At 74.9% G+C, this 19,011-nt stretch carries 17 protein-coding genes; 9 read left to right on the forward strand and 8 right to left on the reverse strand.

Features of this window, described 5'->3' with window-relative positions:
* Positions 1–91: 91 nt before the first annotated feature.
* Positions 92–472: a VOC family protein gene (locus M4D82_RS30280; protein WP_249770410.1), complete on the reverse strand. Its 381-nt coding sequence runs from the start codon at positions 470–472 to the stop codon at positions 92–94.
* Between the two features lie 230 nt (positions 473–702).
* On the opposite strand from M4D82_RS30280, the gene M4D82_RS30285 reads away from it, so the two are divergent.
* Positions 703–1,650: an aldo/keto reductase gene (locus tag M4D82_RS30285; protein ID WP_249770412.1), complete on the forward strand. Its 948-nt coding sequence runs from the start codon at positions 703–705 to the stop codon at positions 1,648–1,650.
* A 30-nt stretch (positions 1,651–1,680) separates the two neighbouring features.
* On the opposite strand, the gene M4D82_RS30290 is transcribed toward M4D82_RS30285, so the two are convergent.
* Complete coding sequence (locus tag M4D82_RS30290; RefSeq protein ID WP_249770414.1) at positions 1,681–2,547, reverse strand: ABC transporter permease; 867 nt, start codon at positions 2,545–2,547, stop codon at positions 1,681–1,683.
* Positions 2,544–5,321, reverse strand: coding sequence for an alpha/beta fold hydrolase (locus M4D82_RS30295; RefSeq protein WP_249770416.1), 2,778 nt, complete (start codon positions 5,319–5,321; stop codon positions 2,544–2,546). Before M4D82_RS30295 ends, M4D82_RS30290 begins: the two co-directional genes overlap by 4 nt.
* Positions 5,322–5,545: 224 nt before the next feature.
* On the opposite strand from M4D82_RS30295, the gene M4D82_RS30300 reads away from it, so the two are divergent.
* The 3 genes from M4D82_RS30300 to M4D82_RS34690 are packed head-to-tail and all read left to right on the forward strand — an operon-like array spanning position 5,546 to position 8,067.
* The gene (locus M4D82_RS30300) at positions 5,546–7,090 is read left to right on the forward strand and encodes an ATP-dependent DNA ligase (RefSeq protein ID WP_249770418.1); all 1,545 of its coding nucleotides are present in this window, start codon (positions 5,546–5,548) and stop codon (positions 7,088–7,090) included.
* Positions 7,091–7,148: 58 nt separating this feature from the next.
* Positions 7,149–7,817 carry a helix-turn-helix domain-containing protein gene (locus M4D82_RS30305; RefSeq protein ID WP_249770420.1) on the forward strand — a complete coding sequence of 223 codons (669 nt, stop codon included), beginning with the start codon at positions 7,149–7,151 and terminating at the stop codon, positions 7,815–7,817.
* A gap of 16 nt (positions 7,818–7,833) precedes the next feature.
* Complete coding sequence (locus tag M4D82_RS34690) at positions 7,834–8,067, forward strand: DUF6126 family protein (RefSeq protein ID WP_502989029.1); 234 nt, start codon at positions 7,834–7,836, stop codon at positions 8,065–8,067.
* Between the two features lie 22 nt (positions 8,068–8,089).
* Here the strand turns inward: M4D82_RS34690 and M4D82_RS30315 are convergent, their stop codons facing one another.
* From M4D82_RS30315 to M4D82_RS30320, 3 genes are read right to left on the reverse strand one after another with little or no spacing between them, the layout of a single operon-like run.
* Complete coding sequence (locus tag M4D82_RS30315; protein WP_249770422.1) at positions 8,090–8,506, reverse strand: DUF6629 family protein; 417 nt, start codon at positions 8,504–8,506, stop codon at positions 8,090–8,092.
* Positions 8,503–8,700: a DUF6629 family protein gene (locus M4D82_RS34695; protein WP_502989030.1), complete on the reverse strand. Its 198-nt coding sequence runs from the start codon at positions 8,698–8,700 to the stop codon at positions 8,503–8,505. The genes M4D82_RS30315 and M4D82_RS34695 overlap by 4 nt, the downstream gene beginning before the upstream one ends.
* Positions 8,701–8,718: 18 nt before the next feature.
* Entirely contained in the window at positions 8,719–10,224 is a 1,506-nt protein-coding gene (locus M4D82_RS30320; protein ID WP_249770424.1) for an MFS transporter, read from the reverse strand.
* 196 nt (positions 10,225–10,420) lie between these two features.
* Between M4D82_RS30320 and M4D82_RS30325 the strand changes: the two genes are divergently transcribed.
* The 5 genes from M4D82_RS30325 to M4D82_RS30345 all read left to right on the forward strand — a co-directional run bounded on the left by M4D82_RS30325 (position 10,421) and on the right by M4D82_RS30345 (position 17,016).
* On the forward strand, positions 10,421–13,990 hold the full coding sequence (locus M4D82_RS30325; protein WP_249770426.1) for a S8 family serine peptidase: 3,570 nt from the start codon (positions 10,421–10,423) through the stop codon (positions 13,988–13,990).
* Between the two features lie 136 nt (positions 13,991–14,126).
* The gene (locus tag M4D82_RS30330) at positions 14,127–14,894 is read left to right on the forward strand and encodes a serine hydrolase domain-containing protein (protein WP_249770428.1); all 768 of its coding nucleotides are present in this window, start codon (positions 14,127–14,129) and stop codon (positions 14,892–14,894) included.
* A gap of 25 nt (positions 14,895–14,919) precedes the next feature.
* Complete coding sequence (locus M4D82_RS30335) at positions 14,920–15,435, forward strand: protein-tyrosine phosphatase family protein (RefSeq protein ID WP_249770430.1); 516 nt, start codon at positions 14,920–14,922, stop codon at positions 15,433–15,435.
* 178 nt (positions 15,436–15,613) lie between these two features.
* On the forward strand, positions 15,614–16,777 hold the full coding sequence (locus tag M4D82_RS30340; RefSeq protein ID WP_249770432.1) for a hypothetical protein: 1,164 nt from the start codon (positions 15,614–15,616) through the stop codon (positions 16,775–16,777).
* Positions 16,774–17,016 carry a WXG100 family type VII secretion target gene (locus M4D82_RS30345; protein ID WP_249770434.1) on the forward strand — a complete coding sequence of 81 codons (243 nt, stop codon included), beginning with the start codon at positions 16,774–16,776 and terminating at the stop codon, positions 17,014–17,016. Before M4D82_RS30340 ends, M4D82_RS30345 begins: the two co-directional genes overlap by 4 nt.
* Before the next feature lie 17 nt (positions 17,017–17,033).
* Here M4D82_RS30345 and M4D82_RS30350 read toward each other — a convergent pair whose 3' ends face one another.
* Positions 17,034–18,440 (reverse strand): GntT/GntP/DsdX family permease, encoded by a 1,407-nt coding sequence (locus tag M4D82_RS30350; RefSeq protein WP_249772286.1) that lies wholly within the window; start codon positions 18,438–18,440, stop codon positions 17,034–17,036.
* A 5-nt stretch (positions 18,441–18,445) separates the two neighbouring features.
* Positions 18,446–18,949, reverse strand: coding sequence for a gluconokinase (locus tag M4D82_RS30355; protein ID WP_502989103.1), 504 nt, complete (start codon positions 18,947–18,949; stop codon positions 18,446–18,448).
* Positions 18,950–19,011: the final 62 nt, after the last annotated feature.

A 19,011-nucleotide genomic window follows, 5' to 3' on the forward strand; every position in this document is an offset into this window, starting at 1 on the left:
CTCCGTCTGCCGGTCCGGGACGCCATCGCGCCGCGTCCGACGACGGGCGCCCCGGACCTCGTGGACCTCCCCCACGGGCGGGAGCTTCCGGTCAGCCGCCGTACGGGCGGGTGATGATCTCCATGGCGTGGCCGGAGGGGTCGATGAAGTAGACCCCTCGGCCGCCGTCGTTGTGGTTGATCTCGCCCGGGTGCTTGCGCTGCGGGTCGGCGAAGAACTCCACCCCCGCCGCCTTGATCTTCTCGAAGGCGGAGTCGAACTCCTCCTCGGAGATGAGGAACGCGTAGTGCTGCGTGGCGATGGACTCGGCCGGAACGGTCGCGAAGTCCAGGGTGACGCCGTTGCTCGTCGACACGGGAATGAACGGGCCCCATTCGGGACCGACCTCAAGGCCGAGGATGTGCGCCAGGAATTCGGCGGACTCCCGGTTGTCACGGGAGTGGATGATCGTGTGGTTCAGCTGGACGGACATGAGTGATGCCTCCGCAAGGCATGCCACGGCACCTCCATGCCTCACCCGGTCGGTGACCGACACGCGATGCCGTCGGCATGATCCTAAACAGCCACCCCGCCCCAAGTCCACCGAATTGCGCCGACATCGGCGAGCCGACCCGACCACCCGGTCCACCGGGCACCACCCCCTAGGATGATCACCCCGACCCGTCGGCCGACGGGCCGACGAGTGCGGAGGAGATCAGCCCCATGCGCCACGTCCCCCTGGGAACCTCGGACCTTCAGGTCTCCGTCGTCGGCCTCGGCTGCAACAACTTCGGCGGCCGGCTCGACGCCCGCGCCACCCGTTCCGTGGTCGACGCGGCCCTCGACGCCGGGGTCACCTTCCTCGACACCGCCGACATCTACGGCGGACGCGGCGGCTCCGAGAGCCACCTCGGCCAAGCCCTCAAGGGCCGCCGCGACCAAGTCGTGCTCGCCACCAAGTTCGGCTACGACGGCGTCGACATGGGGTACGGTCCCGCCGTCGGCCCGCGCGGCGGGCGGGACTACATCCGGCGCGCGGTCGAGGAGTCCCTGCGCCGCCTGGAGACCGACCGCATCGACCTCTACCAGCTGCACAGCCCCGACCCCGCCACCCCGATCGCCGACACCCTCGCCGCCCTCGGGGAACTCGTCGCCGAGGGCAAGGTCCGCTTCATCGGCCACTCCAACTTCACCGGGGCCCAGGTCGACGAGGCGGCCGACGTCGCCCGCGAGATCGGCGCCCACCCCTTCGTTTCGGCCCAGAACGAGTGGTCGCTCCTCAACCGCGCCGCCGAGCGGGACCTCGTCCCGGCCGCCCGCCGGCACGGCCTCGGCGTCCTGCCGTACTTCCCGCTCGCCAACGGCCTGCTCACCGGCAAGATCCGTCGGGGCGCCCCCGTCCCCGCCGGATCCCGCCTCGAAGGGCGCGACGCCTACCTCACCGAGGAGCGCCTCGACACCGTCGAAGCCCTCGCCGCGATCGGCGGGAAGTACGGCCGCACCCTGCTGGAGCTCGCCATCGGCTGGCTCTGCGCCCAGCCCGGCTGCGCCTCCGTCATCGCCGGAGCCACCTCTCCCGAGCAGGTACGGGCCAACGCGGCCGTCGCCGACCGGCCCCTCGAAGCCGAACTCCTCGCCGAGATCGAGGCGGTCGCCGCGGACCGGGCCTGACGGCCGGCCCGGCCCAGGGCGTGACCGGCCCTACGACACCACGTCCTTGCGGGCGAACCCGCGGAACGCCAGCGCGAACAGCACCACCGCGTACGACACCGACACGGCCGCGCCCTTGGCCATGCCGCCCCACTCCAGCTGCGGCTGCAAGGCGTCCGCCCAGGCGAACTGCCAGTGCGCGGGCAGGAAATCGCGCCACGACCCCAGCGCGGTCACCGCGTCGAGGACGTTGCCGACGATCGTCAGTCCGACCGCGCCACCGACCGCGCCCAGCGGCGCGTCGGTCCGCGTCGACAGCCAGAACGCCAGGCCGGCCGTGACCAGTTGCGAGACGAAGACGAAGGCCACGGCCAGCGCGAGGCGCGGCACCGTGTCCCCGGCCGCCAGCTCCCCGCCCGTCGGCAGGCGCAGCGGCCCCCACCCGTACGCGGCCGTACCCGCCGCCAGCGCCACCACCGGCAGCAGCACGATCGCGGCGAGGCTGAACGCCAGCGCCACCACCAGCTTGCTCCACAGCAGCCGCGCCCTCGGCACCGGCGAGGCCAGCAGGTAGCGCAGCGAGGACCAGCCGGCCTCCGAGGCCACCGTGTCCCCGCAGAACAGCGCCACCGGGATCACGAGCAGGAACCCGGCCGACACGAACAGGCAGGTCGCCGCGAAGTTCGCGCCCGAGGCCGTCGCCGTGTCGATCAGGGTGATCCGGCCGTCGCCGCCGCCCCGGCCGTTGTCCGGCCCGCCGCCCACCGCGAACGCGATGATCATGACGAACGGCAGCGCGGCCAGCACCCCGGCCATCACCAGCGTCCGGCGCCGCCGCCACTGCCGCAGCGCCTCCACCCGCAGGGGCAGCGTGTGGCTCGCCCGGTAGCCGGGCGCGGTCTCCTGTACGGCGCTCATGCCGTCCCTCCGATCAGAGTGAGGAAGGCGTCCTCCAGCCGGCGGTGGGGCCCCACCGCCGACACCGGTACCTCCAGTCGGACGAGTGCGACGATCAGTTCGGCGGCGGACGACCCGTCCAGCCGGACCAACAGTCCCTCCTCGGAGGCCACCGCCGAGGCCACTCCCTCCAGCGTCGCGACCTTGCGCACGACCGCCTCGTCCACCGGTCGGTGCAGGCCCACCAGCAGGGTGTCCCCGCCGCCGGTGATCTCGCCGACCTCGCCCGCCCGCACCAGGCGCCCTCGGTCCATGACCACCAGGTGGGTACAGGTCTGCTCGACCTCGGACAGGAGGTGGCTGGAGACGATGACCGTCCGCCCGCCGGCGGCGTAGCGGATCATCACGTCCCGCATCTCGCGGATCTGCGGCGGGTCCAGACCGTTCGTCGGCTCGTCGAGGATCAGCAGGTCCGGCATGCCCAGCATGGCCTGGGCGATGGCGAGGCGTTGGCGCATGCCCTGCGAGTACGTGCGTACGGCCCGTTCCAGCGCGTCGCCCAGTCCCGCGATCTCCAGGGCTTCCGCCAGGTGCGCGTCCTCGGTGGGCCGGCCGGTGGCCTGCCAGTACAGCTCCAGATTGGCGCGGCCCGTCAGGTGCGGCAGGAACCCGGCGCCCTCCACGAAGGCGCCCACCCGCGACAGCACCGGCGCGCCGGGCCGGATCGCGTGCCCGAACACCCGGATCTCCCCGGCGTCCGGCGTGATCAGCCCCATCAGCATCCGCAGGGTCGTGGTCTTCCCCGCGCCGTTGGGCCCGAGCAGGCCGAGCACCTGCCCCTTCTCCACCCGGAACGACAGGTTCTGTACGGCGTAACGGTCCTGCGCCTTGGCGTAGCGCTTCGTCAGCCCCGTGATGTCCAGCGGTACCTCGGCCAGCGCGGGTGTGGGCAGCGCCGCCGCCCGTGCGTCCGCCCCGCCCTCACCCCTGCGCCGGATCCCGAGCAGCGCGGCGGCCAGCGCCAGGGCGCCCAGCGGCAGCGCCCAGGTCCAGGCGGGCAGCCCGGCCGAGGCGGTCCGTACCTCGTCCGCGACGGGTACCTCCAACGGCCCCTCCACCGCGACGGCGTAGGAGGCGGGCGCGGCGGGGGACGCGTAGGCGAGGTCGGTGGCGGCGACCACCAGCCGCAGCCGGTGCCCGGCCTGGACGGCGTGGTCCACCGCCGGGAGCCGCAGCCGCACGCTCGTGCCCTGCGCGGCGTCGTCCACCCGTACGGGCGCCACCAGCTGGTGCGGCAGCACCTGCTGCCGGCCGTCCGGGCCGACGTCGTACAGCTTGCCGAACAGCACGGCCGAACCGTCGCCGGCCGTCGACCTCACCTTGAGGGTGACGGTCGGCGTCCCGGTGACCGGCAGCCGCTCGGTCAGCGGCTCCGACTCGAACGTGGCGTGCTGCCCGGGGAAATCCAGCGAGAGCCCGGTCCCGAGGGCCGCGAGCCCGCTGCCGATGCCGGGCAGCGAGGACAGCGCCGGCGGGGTGCCGCCCGCCGGATTGACGAAGGTCTGCTCCCGGCCGGCCAGGGCGAACGCCCGGGGAGCGGAGTCCAGGCCGGGGTAGCGGTCGGAACTCGCGCCGCGCACCATGACGCGCCCGTCGGTGGAGTCGATGCCGCCGGTGCGCGAGACGCGGAACGCCGGACCCGTGTCGACCCCCTCGTCCCCCTTGAGGTGACGGTCGAACCAGGTCTTCACGCGGGCCTCGATCCGGCCGGCTTCGCCCATGCCGCCGTCGTGGCCCCCGGACGCCCAGTCCACGGAGACGGGCGCCCCGTTCGCCGCGATGGCCTTCGCCATGGCGTCGGCCTGGCCGAGCGGGAAGAGCGAGTCGTCCTGCCCCTGCACGATCAGCGTCGGCACCTTGATCCGGTCGCCCACGGCCGAGGGGCTGCGCCGCTCCAGGAGCGCGCGGGCCTCGGCGTCGGGCCGGCCGGCCACCGCGACGCGTTCGTACATGGCGCACAGCGCCGCGTCGAAGCGCCCGCAGCTCGCCGCCGGGCCCTGCGCGGACTCCTGCGCCCGTCCCTGCGCCGCCGTCCGCGCCTGGGCCGGCGCCTGACCGGGCGGGGCGGTGGACGTCGGCTGCGGGGGCCGCGCCGGGCCGATCCCGCCGGTCGCGCCCGTGGTGAAGAAGATCCCGGTCCACAGCTTCTTGAAGACGCCGTCGGGGAAAAGGGAGTCCGCCAGGTTCCAGTACGTGATCTGCGGGGCGATCGCGTCCACCCGCCGGTCGTACCCGGCGGCCAGCAGCGAGACGGCCCCGCCGTACGAGGCCCCGGCGACGCCGACGCGCGGGTCCCCCTCCGCGTCGAGCCGGACCTCGCGCCGCTGCGCCACCCAGTCGATGAGCGCGGAGACGTCCTTGACCTCGTGGTCGGGATCGTTCAGCCCGATCGTGCCGCCCGAGCGGCCGAAACCGCGCGCGGACCAGGTCATGACGGCGTACCCGCCCTGGGCCAGCCGCTCCGCCTGCGCCCGGACGTCCTCCTTGCTGCCGCCGAAGCCGTGCCCGAGGAGGACGGCGGGGCGTCGGCCGTGCGTGTCGCCGGCCGAGGACGCCGTGAAGTAGGAGGTGTCGATCACGGCGCCGGGCAGTTCGAGCATCTGGTCCTGGCGGTGCACGGCCGGCGCGTCCCCCGCGGCGGCCACCGTCCACGTCCCGGCGCCGGCCAGGAGGGCGAGGGCGGCGGCGCCGGAGAGGAGCCGGTCCCGGCGGCGCCGGGGCAGTCGTAGCTTCATACGGGAACCCTAAGGGCCCGGATCCGCTCACCCGAGCTCCCTCAGGGGGAGCCCCGTGCATCCTCCAGGAGTAGATGCCCCCGTCCGGCGTACCGCGTTCGCGGTACGACCGGCTCGCCGCCCGCCTCCTGCCCCGACCCGCGCCCGCCTCCTGCCCCCTCTCGGTGCCCGCACCCCGTCCGCCCGACCTGCGGTCGCGGTCCGGTGGCGGGAGGATGGGCGGCATGCTGCTGGCCGAGGTCGCCCGTGTGTCCCGGGAGGTCGCCCAGGCCTCCGCCCGGTCCCGGAAGGTGGCCCTGCTCGCGGAGGTGTTCGACGCCGCCCCGCCGGAGGAGGCCGCGCTCGTCGTCGCGTACCTGTCGGGGCGGCTGCCGCAGGGCCGGCCCGGCATCGGGTGGCGCACCCTCGCCCAGGACGTCACCCCCGCCCGGGAGCCCACCTTGACGGTCGCCGGGGTCGACGCGAGCGTCACGGAGCTGGCCGCCGTCGCCGGCTCGGGCGCCCAGGCCGGGCGCAGCCGGATCGTGGCGGCCCTGCTCGGCGCCGCCACCGAGGACGAGCAGCGGTTCCTGCGCAGCCTGCTGTCCGGCGAGGTGCGACAGGGCGCCCTCGACGCGGTGGCCCTGGAGGGGGTCGCGGCCGCCGCCGGAGTGAGCGCCGCCGCGCTGCGCCGTGCCGTGATGCTGGACGGATCACTGCCCCGGGTGGCCGCCGCCGCCCTGGCCGAGGGCGCGGAAGCGCTGGGCGCGGTGACGCTGCGGGTGGGGCGGCCCGTCCAGCCGATGCTGGCCGGGACGGCCCGGTCCGTGGCGGACGCCCTGGCGGCGCTGGGGCCGTGCGTGGTGGAGGAGAAGCTCGACGGGATCCGCGTACAGGTGCACCGGGACGGCGGCGAGGTACGGATCCACACGCGCTCCCTGGACGAGATCACCGACCGGCTGCCGGAGGTGGCCGAGCTGGCCCGGAGCCTGCCGGTGGAGCGGTTCATCCTGGACGGCGAGGTCATCGGGGAACGCGCCGACGGCCGCCCCGTGCCCTTCCAGGAGATCGCCTCCCGCGTGGGTTCCCGGGTGGACGTGGCGGCGGCGCGGCGCACCCTGCCGGTGACGGCGTACTTCTTCGACCTGCTCGCCCTCGGCGACCGGGTCCTGCTGGACCTGCCCGTCCGTGAGCGGTACGCGGAGCTGGCCGCGCTGGTCCCCGAGCCCCACCGGGTGCGCCGGTTGGTGGTCGAGGACCCCGGGGCGCAGGCGGCCGAGGCCGAGGCGTTCTGGGCGCGGTCGCTGGAGCGGGGCCACGAGGGGGTCGTGGTCAAGGCCCTGGACTCCGTCTACGAGGCGGGCCGGCGCGGCAAGCGGTGGCTGAAGGCCAAGCCGGTGCACACCCTCGACCTCGTGGTCCTCGCCGTCGAACGGGGCCACGGCCGCCGCACCGGCCTGCTGTCGAACCTGCACCTGGGCGCGCGGGCCGCCGACGGGACGTTCGTCATGCTGGGGAAGACGTTCAAGGGGCTGACCGACGAGACGCTGCGCTGGCAGACAGAGAAGCTGGGCGAGCTGGCGGTCGAGGACGACGGGTACACCGTGCGGGTCCGCCCCGAGCTGGTGGTCGAGATCGCCTACGACGGCCTGCAACGCTCCCCCCGCTACCCGGCGGGGGTGGCCCTGCGCTTCGCGCGGGTCCTGCGGTACCGCCCGGACAAGAGCGCGGAGGAGGCGGACGCGGTGGAGACCGTGTTGGAGGGGCGGAAGGGCACGAGCGAGGGGTGATTTTGCCTCTCAGGCAAGGGAAATTGCCAGACAGGCAAGTCTCTGGCTCAATCGGGGCATGACCACCCGCCCAGAGGCCCCGCAGGGCCCCGGCCCTGCCGACACCCAGGGTAGCGGGGACCCCGACGGCGCCCCCGTCGAGCTGCCCGCCGTCGCCCCGCACCTGCGCGAGGTGCGCCGGCGTGCCGGGCTCACCCTGGAGGCCGCCGCCGCACGGGCCTCGCTCTCGCCGGCGCACCTGTCCCGGCTGGAGACCGGTCGGCGCCGGCCGTCGCTGCCGCTGCTGCTCGAACTGGCCCGCACCTACGGCACGACCGTCTCCGAACTGCTCGGCGAGACCCCGGCCGTCGCCGATCCCGTCGTCCGGGCCGGCGGTCCGGGGGCCCGGGAGGCCGACGGGTGGACGTACTGGCAGGCCGGCGGCTCCGGTCGCGGCATGCAGGCGCTGCGCGTGCACGTCCCGTACGGGGGCGGCCAGGGCGAGCTGGTCCGCGTCCACCCGGGGGAGGAGTGGCTGTACGTGCTCACCGGGCGGCTGCGGCTGCACCTGGGGGAGAAGCGGTACCTGCTGGAACCGGGGGACAGCGCGCACTTCGACTCGCTGACCCCGCACCGGATCGGCGCGGCCGAATCCGGCGGAGCCGACCTCCTGTTCGTCCACACGCTGCTCCAGAGCAGCCTCGCCGGGCTGTGCCTCGGCGGAGCCCCCACGACGCACCACCGCTGAGCGAGGAGCCGCAACCGTGTCACAGGCACACGAGACCACGACGTCCACGAGCACCACGGAATCCGAGGCCGAGGCCGAGGCCGAGGCCGCCGCCGCCGCGGAGCGGGCCCGGCGGCTGACCCTGCGGGGGCGCATCGAGTCGAAGTTCCCGCGCGGACTGGTGATCCGACTGGTCGCCTACCTGTTCGTCGGCCACCTCTTCGCCTTCTTCGTCTACCTCCTGTTCGTGCTCGGCGGCCAGAACCAATAGGCCGCCCCGGGCCCCCGGGCCCTCACGGCGGCATCGGCCGGCGCACCGAGCCGAGCACCAGCAGCGAGGCCACCGCCGCGAAGGCGCACCAGGTGGAGGCGAATTCCAGCCGCCACAGCACCGCGCACAGCAGTGCCCCGACGGCCAGGACGCCGCCCAGCAGCCGGAGCGTGCGGTCCCCGGCGAGCAGCAGGGCGCCGAGGGTCGCGCAGAGGTAGCCCGCCTGGACCGGCGGTGCGTACGGCACGTCCACGACGTACCCGATCACCCGACCCCGGATCTCGGCGGTCACGGGCCGCGTGGCCAGGCAGTACGCGAGGATCCCGGCCGTCGCGAGCCCGGCGGCCGCGGGCCCCCACAGCCTTCGCCGTACCTCGGGCGTGGCGGCCGCGGGCACCGCGAACGGCACCCACACCGCGAGCACCGGCAGGGCGGTCACCGCCCAGGCGGTGACGGCCGGGCAGCCCCGCCGCCCGCCTCCCGGACGGCGGCCTCGATCAGCTGGTGCGCCCCGAGCGGCAGCGGCAGCGCGGCCACGGGCAGGTCCCGGGCGCCGCAGCCGCGCCACGCACACCACCCCGACGGCGGTGACGACCGCCCCGCCGCCAGATCGGCCGTCGCGCTCCAGCACACCCGCGAGCCCCGCCCGGCTCAGGCCTTGGCCCGCGGTTCGGGGGCGGTTCGAGGCGTGGCGGTGCGAGCGGCGGGGCTCCAGGGCGGCGCGCAGACCGGGCACTGCGTACGGCACTCCGCGTGGGGCGCCCCGGGCGCGGGGGTGCGTACGGTCGCCCAGGCCAGCGCGGCGCCGGCGACCAGGGCGCCCGCGCACCAGAGCATCGAGCGGCCGAACGCGGCGTCGAAGGCGCCGGGGGAGAGGTACGCGTCCGGGCCCATGCCCGCCAGCAGCGGCAGCGCCGCCACCGCGAGCAGCCCGGCGGCCCGCGCGGCGGCGTTGTTGATGCCGCTGGCCAGGCCCGCCCGGCCCGGGTCCACCGAGGCCAGGACGGTCGCGGTGAGCGGAGCCACCAGCACCGTCAGGCCCGCCCCCATCACCACCAGCGCGGGCAGCACGTCGCGGACGTAGGAGGAGTCGGGGCCCACCCGCAGCATCAGGAGCGTGCCGGCGGCGCACAGCAGCGGGCCCACGGTGAGCGGGATACGGGGGCCGATGCGCTCCCCGAGGGCGGCCGACCGGGCCGACAGGAGCAGCATCAGGGCGGTGGTCGGCAGCAGGGCGGCGCCGGAGCCGAGGGCGGAGTACCCGGCCACGACCTGGAGCTGGAGGACGACGAGGAAGAAGAAGCCGCCGAGGGCCGCGTAGACGCACAGGGTGACGAGGTTGACGGCCGTGAACTGGCGGGACCGGAAGATGTCCGGCGGCACCATGGGATCCGGCCGGCGCCGTTCCACGTACCCGAACACGGCGCCCAGCAGGATGCCGGCCACCGCCGTGACGGTCACCGTGAGCGCCCCGGAGTGGGCTTCGATCAGGGCGTAGGTGATCAGGGCCAGGGAGGCGGCTCCCAGCACCGCGCCGGCCACGTCGAAGCGTCCCCGTGCCCGCGGATCCCGGGACTCCGGTACGTGGCGCAGTGCGACCGGCACGCACAGGGCGGCCAGCGGCACGTTCAGCAGGAACACCCACCGCCAGCCCGGCCCGTCGACCAGCCAGCCGCCCAGGAAGGGCCCGACGGCGGCCCCGACACCCCCGAACCCCGACCACAGGCCGACCGCCCGCGCCCGGTCGTCCGGATGGATCGAGCCCTGGATCAGCGCGAGGGAACCGGGTGTGAGCAGGGCGCCGCCGATGCCCTGGAGAGCGCGGGCGGCGATCAGCACCCCGGCGTTCGGGGCGAGTCCGCACAGCAGCGAGCCCGCCGCGAACCACACCACACCGAGTACGAAGATCCGGCGCCGGCCGTAGCGGTCGCCGAGCGCGCCGCCGACCAGGATCAGTCCGGCGAGGGTCACCAGGTAGGCGTTCACCGTCCACTGGAGCACCGCCAGATCCGCCCCGAGGTCCCGCCCGATCCGGGGCAGGGCCACGTTGACCACGGTCGAGTCCAGCAGGGCCATCCCCGACCCGAGCACGGTGGTGAACACGATCCACCGGCCGCGGGCGGTGGCGAGCGGGATCCCGGGTGCGGGTGCGGTCATCCCCCCAGGCTGACGCGGACCGTGCGGAAGGGCCACCCGGGAGCCGGCGCGTGGCGTGAATGTGGCTCACGAGGCCCTCTTGTAATGCACATGTCGCCCCCCTCACCATGACCGCGCACGTCACCGGGGCCCCGGTCGTTCACGGGCCCTCCACATGTCCCGCACGACCCGCACACGGCGTACGAGGAGATCACACGTGGCACGACGCGACATTCGACGACGATCCTTACGCACGGCGCTCGCCGCCCTCACCTCCGCCCTGCTCCTCCCCCTCGGCGCGGGCGTCGCCTCCGCCGCGCCCGAACCGGGCCCGGCCCCGACCGCGGCCGAGCGCAAGATCGAACCCGCGCTCCGCAAGCAGCTCGACGGTGACGCCAAGGCGGTCTTCTGGGTGTACCTCGACAGCGCGGCCGACCTCACCGAGGCGGGCCGGCGACAGACCCGCGAGGCCAAGGCCGAAGCGGTGCTGCGCCTGAAGCGGGACCACGCCACGCGCAGTCAGGCCGAACTGATCAAGGCTCTGGACGGCGCCCGCGCCGAGTACACCTCGTACTGGATCGTCAACGCCGTCCGCGTCGTCGGCACCGAGAAACTCGCCGGATCCCTGGCCCAGCGGCCCGAGGTCGCCCGTATCGACGCCGACGACAAGGTCACCCTCCCCCGGCCCGCCGAAGGCAGCCGGGAGGAGACAGGCGCCGACGCCGTCGAGTGGAACATCGACCGGATCAAGGCCCCCCAGGTGTGGGACGGGCTCGGCGTGCGCGGCGAGGGCATCGTCGTCGCCAACATCGACAGCGGCGTCGACCATACCCACCCGGCCGTGAGCCGGCAGTACCGGGGACGCAAGGCCGACGGCACTCACGACCACAACCACAACTGGTTCGACCCGGCCAGCATCTGCGCCGGCGCCGCGCCCTGCGACAACAACGACCACGGCACGCACACGATGGGCACCATGGTCGGCGACGACGGCGCGGGCAACCGGATCGGCGTCGCCCCCGGCGCCCGCTGGATCGCCGCCAAGGGCTGCGAGACCAACTCCTGCTCCGAGGCCTCCCTCCTCGCCGCCGGCCAGTGGATCGTCGCCCCGACCGACCTGAACGGCCGAAACCCGCGCCCCGACCTGGCCCCACACATCGTCAACAACTCCTGGGGCAGCGCCACGCACGACGACTGGTACCAGCAGATCGTCGACGCCTGGCGGGCCGCCGGCATCTTCCCCGCCTTCTCCAACGGCAACTCCGGACCCGGCTGCACCACCAGCGGATCGCCCGGCGACTACGCGCGCTCCTACAGCTCCGGCGCCTTCGACGTGAACAACGCCATCGCCTCCTTCTCCTCGCGCGGCGCCGGCCCCGGAGGCATCGTCAAGCCGAACATCGCCGCCCCCGGCGTCAACGTCCGCTCCTCCGTCCCCGGCGGCGCCTACGAGGCCTTCTCCGGCACCTCCATGGCCTCCCCGCACACCGCCGCCACCGTCGCGCTGCTCTGGTCGGCCGCCCCCGCCCTGGCGGGGGACATCGCGCGGACCGAGGCCCTCCTCGACGGCACCGCCACCGACACCGACAGCTCCCAGTGCGGCGGCACCGCCGCCGACAACAACGTCTTCGGCGAGGGCCGGCTCGACGCGCTGGCCGCCGTGAACGCCGCCCCGCGCGGCTCCGTGGGCGCGCTCGCCGGCACCGTCCGCTCCGAGGCCGGCGCCCCCGTCGAGGGCGCCCGCATGACCGCCGACGGCCCCACCCCCCGTACGACGACCACCGCCGCCGACGGCACCTACCGCTTCCCCGCCCTCTCGGTCGGCTCCTACGCCCTGACCGCCGCCAAGTTCGGCTACGGACCGCGCGCCGCGACGGCGGCCGTCACCGAGAACGCCACCGCCACCGGCGACTTCACCCTCACCGCGGCCCCCTCCGGCACGCTCACCGGCACCGTCTCGGCCGCGAGCGGTCCGGCCGCCGGCGCCTCCGTCACCATCGTCGACACCCCGGTCACCGCGACCACCGACGCCCAGGGCCGCTTCGAGGTCACCCTGCCCCACGGCACCTACGACATCAGCGCCGGCCACTCCTCGCGCTGCGTCACCACGGGCACCACCCGCGCCACCGTCGCCGGGGACACCACCGTCACCGTCACCCTGCCCGAACGCACCGACGGCTACGGATACGCCTGCGCCGGCGCGAACGCCCGCCCGTACCCCGCCGGCGACCGACAACTCGCCCTGACCGGCGACAACACCACCGAACGCGTCGACCTGCCCTTCCCGCTGCCGCTGTACGGAAAGACGTACGCGCAGGCCTGGATCGGCACCAACGGCACCGTCAGCTTCGGCGGCAACCACACCGGTGACGTCAACGGCGACCTCCCGAGCACGGGCACACCCAACGCCGCCCTCTACCCCTTCTGGGACGACCTCGTCGTCGGCGCGGCCGGCAGCGGCTCGGGCGTGTTCACCGCCGTCACCGGCAGCGCGCCGCACCGCAGTTACGTGATCGAGTGGCGCCAGGTCTCCCACTGGTCGGCGCAGGCGGACAAGTTCTCCTTCTCGGCCGCCATCGGCGAGGACGGCACCGTCACCTACTCCTACAAGGGCACCGGCGGCACCGGCATCAAGGCCGGCTCCACGGCCACCGTCGGCGTGGAGAACGCCACCGGAACCGACGCCTTCACGTACTCGTTCAACACCCCCGTCCTCACGGACGGCCTCTCCATCGGCTTCCGCACCACCCGCAGCGGCGTCGTCGCGGGCCGCGTGCTCGACGCCAACGACGGCGCCGCGCTCGCCGGGGCCACCGTCACCGTCGGCAGCGGCGACACCGCCGTCTCCACCGTCACCGCCGCCGACGGCGGATACGTCGTCCAGAGCCCGGCCGGCGCCCGGACCGTCTCCATCACCGCGCCGTCCTACGAGACCGCCCAGGCCACCGTCGACGTCAAGGCCGCCGACGTGACGGCCGTCGACCGCTCGCTGCGCACCGGCAAGGTCACCGCCGCCCGACCGACGGTCGAGCTCGTCCTGCCCGCCGGCCAGCGCCGCACCCGCACCCTCGACATCGCCAACCCGGGCCTGGACACCGCGTTCACCGTGGCCGAGGACGCCGCCTGGCTGACGGTCACCCCGGCCGAGGGCGCCCTGCCCACCGGCGGCAAGGCCGCCCTCACCCTGACGGCCGACACCACCGGGCTCACCCCCGGCAGCGTCCTCACCACCGGCCTGCGGATCACCTCCGCCAGCGGCCGCTCCCCGGTCCTCACCGTCCCGGTCAAGATCGTCGTCCCGCGCTACCAGGCCGCCCTCGACACCGGCTCCGACCAGGCCGGCACCGACACCCTGGGCGACGCGTGGTCCCCGGACCGCAAGTACACCCCCGGCTCCTACGGCTACCAGGGCAACTCCACCGTCCGGTCGACGGGCCGCGACATCGCCGGCACCGCCGACCAGCGGCTCCTGCGCAACGCCCGCGAAGGCATGTACGAGTACCGCTTCGACAACGTGCCCAACGGCACCTACGCCGTGGAGCTGGGCTTCGCGGAGCTGTCCTCCACCCGCCCGGACAAGCGGGTCTTCGACGTCCTCGCCGAGGGCGTCCAGGTCCTGCCCTCCCTCGACATCGCCCTGGAGGCCGGTTCGTACAAGGCCCTGACCAAGAGCTACACGGTCACCGTCACGGACGGGACGCTCAACGTCCGGTTCGTCACGCACAGCGGCTACGGCAAGCCGCTGATCAACTCCCTGCGCGTGACCGACCGGCCCGACCTGCCCTGACGGGCGCCCCCCCCGGGCCTCGTAGACCGTGAGGCGTCGCCGCCCGCCCCCCGCATTCGGGTGGCGGGCGGCGACTTCGCGCCGGCCCGGCGCGACCTGCCCGCCGGGCCGCGCGGGGCGACGTAGCGTGCCGTCCATGACGCCACACAGCGAGCGGGCCGGCCGGATCGAGGCCCTCGTGCGCGCCGCCGACCCCCACGCCGTCTGGATGGCGGGCTCGGCGGACCCCACCGACGACGCGTCGCCCGCCTGCCCGTCCTCGTACGACACGCCCCTGGACGTCGGCGCCCTCCTGCCGGTCCTCGCGCTCTGGCCCGTCCTCGGGACGCTGGTCGGCCAGGGGGAGCTGACCCTGCACACGCCGATCGGCGCCTACGGGGCGGACCTCGCCCCCGGACTGCCCGCCGGGACCACCACCCACCACCTGCTCACCCACGCGGACGACCCGCCCGCCCTCGCCGCCCTCACCCGCGTCGCCGAGCACCTCGGCGGCGGCCCGTCGACCACCCTCGCCGCCACCCGGATCTGGCAGCCGCTCGGGATGAGCGGAACCCGCTTCGACGGACGCACCCTGTACGCGCCCCCGGCCGACCTGGCCCGGTTCCTGCGCCACCTGCTGTCCACCGCCGACCACCCCGTCCCCCGCCAGTGGATCGACGGGTCCCTGCGGATCCGTACGGGCGAACTCACCCCGGCCCGCGGCCTGTTGTGGCACCCGGCACCCGGCGGGGTCTGGGCCCACCAGGCCCCGACCCGTTCCGGACCCGCCCTGTGGGTATCGCCCCGGCACGGCCGCTGGGCGGCGCTCCTGCCCTCGGCGACGCCGACGCCGACGTCGGCTTCGGCGGGCCCGCTGCGTCACGCCTTCCGGGACGCGGTCTTCCATTCAACCGCGCCCGCCTGACGCCCTGTTGTACGCTCCGGACACGATGGCGAAGACGCACTGGAAGAACCCCGACGCGCCCTGTCCCACCACACCCTGGAACGAGATCACGCCCGGCCTCTGGATGGGTGGTCACGTCTGGAGCGATCCCGGCGGCGAGGTCCGGCCCGCCGTCGCCGGCGACGAGTTCGACCTCGTGATCAGCCTGTTCGCCCGGCCCGGCCACGGACCCGACCCCGGCGTCGAACACCTCGTCGGGGACATGCCCGACGCGCCGCTCACCGCCGCGCAGCTGGACACCGTCCGGCGGCTCGCCCGCAGCGCCTCCGAGGCCCTCGACGCGGGCCGCCGCACCCTCGTGCGCTGCTTCTACGGCTACAACCGCTCGGGCCTGGTCGTCGCGCAGTGCCTCGTCGACCGGGGCGCGTCACCCGACGAGGCCATCGCCCTCGTCCGACGCGAACGCTCGCCGTGGGCCCTGCACAACACCGTCTTCACCGGCTACCTCACCACCGGCCTGGACACCGCCGCGCCGCTCGCCGACCTCGACCCACTCCCGTAGCCCCGTAGCCCAACCGCCGTAGCCCAACCCCGCAGGCCGACCAACCCCTGTAGCGCAGTCGAAGCGCGCGCCCCACGGGAGCGACGTACGGTGATCCCGTCGCCGCCCTCGGCGGGTCTCCGGCCGTGCCGGGCCCGCCGGCGACGCCCCGCCGTCCGCCGCACCACGCGAGGATCCCATGTCCGACGCCGTGACCGCCCTGGCCGACCCGGACGTCGACACGCTCGACGCCCTGTGCCGGGAGCTGGCCGAGGCCGCCGACGCCGTCGGCGAGGCCGCCCGGTACGCCTCCGGGCTCGCGCTCGGCGGCCGCCTGCCCGCCGCCGCGCTCGCCGGCGGGCGCGGCGGTCGCCGCCGCGCCTGGCGGACCCTGCTGCGCACCCTCACCGACCCCTGCGGCCTCGGCTGGGCCCCGCGCGGCCGGGGCGTGGCCCGCGCCGGGTGGCTCGCCGGGGTCCTGGCCCGCCGCGAGAGCCTCGCCGTGAGCACCGCCGTCTGCGGGCTGCGGGCCCGGATCCGCGTCGCGGCCCTGGACCGCCCCGAACTGCTCGACCACCCCGACACCGCCGCCGTCCTGGAGGCCGTCGCCGAGGGCCGGCAGGCCGAAGCGGCCCGCGCCTTCCGGACGCTGCTGCGCGAGCGGGGCGCGGGCTCCGCCTTCACCCTGCTGGCCCCGTCCTTCGCGGACATCCTGGCGTGGCACGCCCTCACCGACGAGAACCCCTTCAACGACCACGCGGGCTGGCAGGTCGCCACCGGCCGGGCCGTGACCGCCGAACCGCTCCTCGGACTCGGCGCCGCCGTCCGCTCCCTCTTCGACCGGGGCAGCGACGCCGTCCCCGACTGCGGACCGGCCTCGCCGGCGCGGCTGTCGGCGGACCTCGACACCACCGGCACCCTCGACGGCTACCTGCGCAACACCGCCCTGCTCGCCGGCGCCGACACCCTGCTGGTCCAGCGGGTGACCCGGCCGGACGGAGCGGCGCGCCACGTCGTCCAGCTCGGCGACCGCGACGCCCCGTACGCCGCCGAAGTGGTCCGCGTCCTGCGCCCGGTGGTCCCGTCGGGGGCGGAACTGACCCTGGTCGGACACCGGATGGGCGCGGTCACCGCCATGGACCTGGCCCGGGACCGCGAGTTCACCGCTGTCTACGCCGTCACGCACCTGGTCGCCGCCGGATCCCCGGCCGACGACCGCGTGCCCGTCGACCCCCGGACCCGTACGGTCCGCCCGGCCGAACCGGGCGCCGCACTGGAGGGAACCGTGACGGGCACCTGCCTGCTGCCGCTGTCCCCACCGGCCCCGGCCCCGTCCGCCCCGACCTCCCGGAGGAGCCCGTGACCCCCTGCCACCGGCTGTGCCCGCCCGCCCCGGCCGAGGGGCTGCGATCCCACTCCGCAGCCCTGCGCACGCACGCCGGCCGGCTGCGGGCGGGGCTGGCCGCCCTCGACTGGCGCGGCCCGCAGGCCGACGCCTTCCGGGCCGAGGTCACCGCCCTCGCCGACCGCTGCGCGACGGCCGCCGACGGCTTCGCCCTCGCGGCGGCGCAGCTGGACGGCCCGGAGCCCCGGCGCCGCTGAACCGCTCCGGAGGGTCGTCAGAGGATGAGCGACAGGAGCATGACGAACCCGAGACCGGTCACCGAGATGATCGTCTCCATCATCGACCAGGTCTTCAGGGTCTGGCCGACGCTCATGCCGAAGTACTCCTTCACGAGCCAGAACCCGGCGTCGTTGACATGGCTGAAGAAGAGCGAGCCCGCTCCGATCGCCAGCACCAGCAGCGCCGTCTGCGCCGTCGGCAGGTCGGCCGCCAAGGGGGCCACCAGGCCGGCCGCCGAGATGGTGGCGACCGTCGCCGAGCCGGTGGCCAGGCGGATGGCCACCGCGATGAGCCAGGCCAGCAGCAGCGTGGGGACGGCCCAGTCCTGTGAGAGGTCCAGGATCATCCGGCCCACGCCCACGTCGATGAGGGTCTGCTTGAAGCCGCCGCCCGCGCCCACGATCAGCAGGATGCCCGCGATCGGCGCGAGGGACTTCTCCACGGTGGCCGACAGCCGCTCCCGGGTGAACCCGGCGGCCCGTCCGAGCGTGAACATCCCGACGAGGACGGCCGCGAGGAGGGCGATCAACGGCGATCCGACGACGTCGGTCACCTTCTGCACGCCGTTGGCCGGGTCGTCGACAACGATGTCGACCAGCGCCTTGACCAGCATCAACACCACCGGCAGCAGGACGGTGAACACCGTCGCGCCGAACCGGGGCCGGTGCCGTTCGTCCACCTGGGGGCGCTGCGGGATCATGTGCGCGGGCGCCGGGATGTCCACCCAGCGGGCCGCGTAGCGGGAGAACAGCGGACCGGCGATGATCACGGTGGGGATCGCGACGAGCACGCCGAGGGCGAGCGTGACGCCGAGGTTCGCGTCGAGGGCGTCGATGGCGACGAGCGGGCCGGGGTGCGGTGGGATCAGCCCGTGCATCACGGACAGCCCGGCGAGCGCGGGGACGCCGATCCGCATCAGGGAGTAGTTGCCGCGCTTGGCGACCAGCAGCACCACCGGGATCAGCAGGACGATGCCGACCTCGAAGAAGAGCGGCAGCCCGATCACCGAGGCGATCACCACCATGGCCCAGGGCATGGCCCGGCCCTTCGCCCGCGCCAGGATCGTGTCCACGATCTCGTCCGCGCCGCCGGAGTCCGCGAGCAGCCTGCCCAGGATCGCGCCGAGCGCGATGAGGACGCCGACGCCGGCGACCGTGGAGCCGAGACCGGCGGTGAAACTGGCGATGGTCTTGGCCGGCGGCGCGCCCGCGAGGGATCCGAGGGCGAGCGAACCCACCGTCAGGGCCAGGAAGGCGTGCGTCTTCAGGCGGGTGATGAGCAGGACGATGACGGCGATGCCCGCCAGGACGGCGAAGCCCAGACGGCCGTCGCCCGCCGAGGTGATGGGGTCGCCGGCGGCGGCCGCCAGGTGCTGGACTGTCTCGACGCCGAGACCGGTCACGGTGGTCACTGCTGGGTGCTTCCTTTCGGCCGGTGGGCGTGCAGGGCCGCGAGGGCGCGTGCGGTGATCTCCTCCGGGGTGCCGCTCACGTCGACGGCGACGCCGCGTTCGTCCGGCTGGAGGGGTTCGAGGACGGCGAACTGGGAGTCGAGCAGGGACGTCGGCATGAAGTGGCCCCGGCGGGCCGCCATGCGCTCCTCGATGAGCGCGCGCTCCCCGGTGAGGTGGACGAAGACCGCCTCGGGGGTGGTGCGGCGCAGCCGGTCGCGGTAGGCGCGCTTGAGGCAGGAGGCGGCGACGACGCCGCCGCCCTGGCCGGAGCGGCCGAGGATCCACTCGGCGATGGCGTCGAGCCACGGTCGCCGGTCGGCGTCGTCCAGCGGGACGCCGGCCGACATCTTGGCCACGTTGGCGGCCGGATGGAAGGCGTCGCCCTCCGCGTACGGAAGGCGGAGCGCCTCCGCGAGCAGTCGGCCCACGGTCGTCTTGCCCGTGCCGGCCACGCCCATCACCACGATGACGCGCTGGGAGCTCACGTCGTACCTCGCTGTCCTCGTTGACACCGCCCGGA

It is taken from the genome of Streptomyces sp. RerS4, from assembly GCF_023515955.1.
Taxonomy (GTDB): Bacteria; Actinomycetota; Actinomycetes; order Streptomycetales; family Streptomycetaceae; genus Streptomyces.